This window comes from Rhizobium chutanense (genome assembly GCF_002531935.1).
GTDB lineage: Bacteria > Pseudomonadota > Alphaproteobacteria > Rhizobiales > Rhizobiaceae > Rhizobium > Rhizobium chutanense.
Map to the genome: position 1 here is coordinate 1 of NZ_NWSV01000080.1, position 1,480 is coordinate 1,480.

The 1,480-nt window shown below is 53.6% G+C and carries 1 pseudogene; it reads right to left on the bottom strand.

Annotated features, from left to right (window positions below):
* Nucleotides 1-1,408 (bottom strand): annotated as a pseudogene (locus CO666_RS33370) (Ulp1 family isopeptidase); the annotation flags it as partial.
* Nucleotides 1,409-1,480: the final 72 nt, after the last annotated feature.

Here is a 1,480-nt window from a genome sequence, read left to right on the forward strand (position 1 = left end):
GCTGATCACTGCCGTTGAGCCGGCTCGCTATGCTCTCCCTACCCCTGGTTTGCAGCCAATCACTAAACTTTCGTTGAGTGCTGGCCAGTCTCCAGACGACTCTCCTCTGCGAAGTCGAGTCCGGTCCGAGCTTACTCAGCTCTTCGTTGGCGAAGCTATCAATCATGAGGGCGTCGTCGGGATAAGGATTATGCTGTTTCAACTGCGACTCAGCGCCTAGATACTGCCGCAGCCGATCGAAACTCACGCTTATTCTTTTTCCTTCAGCGTTGGTAAAGTTACTGTAATCGTCCTTTAACGACTGTTGCTGCTGATCACTGCCAGTCAAGCGACTGCCTATGCTCCCCCGACCCTTCTTTCGGAGCCAATCACTAAACCTCCGTTGATTGCTGGCCAGATTCAAGACTACTTTCCTCTGCGAAGTCGAGTTCGATCCGAGCTTGCTCAGCGCTTCCTTGGCTAGGTCATCAATGATGCGGGCGTCATCGGGATAAGGATCATGCTGTTTCAACTGCGACTCGGCGCCTAGATACTGCCGCAGCCGATTGAAACTCACGACCACTTTTTTTCCTTCCTCCTTGGTAAAGGCCCTAAAATCCTCCTGCAACGACCGTTGCTGCTCATCAGTACCGGTGAGTCGGCTGACCATGCTCTCCCTGCCCTCCCTTTTGAGCCAATCGCTAAATTTTCGTTGGTTACTGGCATTTTTCCGGGAAGTCGAGACCGGTCCGAGCTTACTCTGCTCTTCGTTGGCCAAGGCCTCAATAATGAGGGCGTCGTCGGGATAAGGATCATGCTGCTTCAACTGGGACTCGGCGCCTAGATACTGCCGCAGCCGATCAAAACCCACGTTTATTCTTCCTTCAGCCTTGGTAAAGCCCCTAAAATCGTCCTTCAACGACCCTTGCTGCTGATCACTGCCAGTCAGGCGACTGGCTATGCTCCCCCTACCATTCTTTTGGAGCCAATTACTAAACCTCCGTTGATTTATGGCCGTAATCCGGACAACATTCCTCTTGGAAGTCGAGTCCGATCCGAGCTTGCTCAGCTCTTCGTTGGCGCAGCCATCAATCATGAGGGCGTCGTCGGGATAAGGATTATGCTGTTTCAACTGGGACTCGGCGCCTAGATACTGCCGCAGCCGATCTAAACTCACGACCACTTTTCCCTCGGCCTCGGTAAATTTCCTAAAATCCTCCTGCAACGACCGTTGCTGCTCATCAGTACCCGTGAGTCGGCTGACTATGCTCTCCCTGCCCTCCCTTTTGAGCCAAGCGCTAAATTTTCGTTGGTTACTGGCATTTTTCCGGGAAGTCGAGACCGGTCGGAGCTTACTCCGCTCTTCGTTGGCCAAGGCCTCAATAATGAGGGCGTCGTCGGGATAAGGATCATGAATTCGGCGGCCCATCAGGCGCGGCCCAGGTCCAACGGCTTGGAGTTCTTGCCCCTCAGGCGAGAGCCTCCTGAAATGAGACAGTGC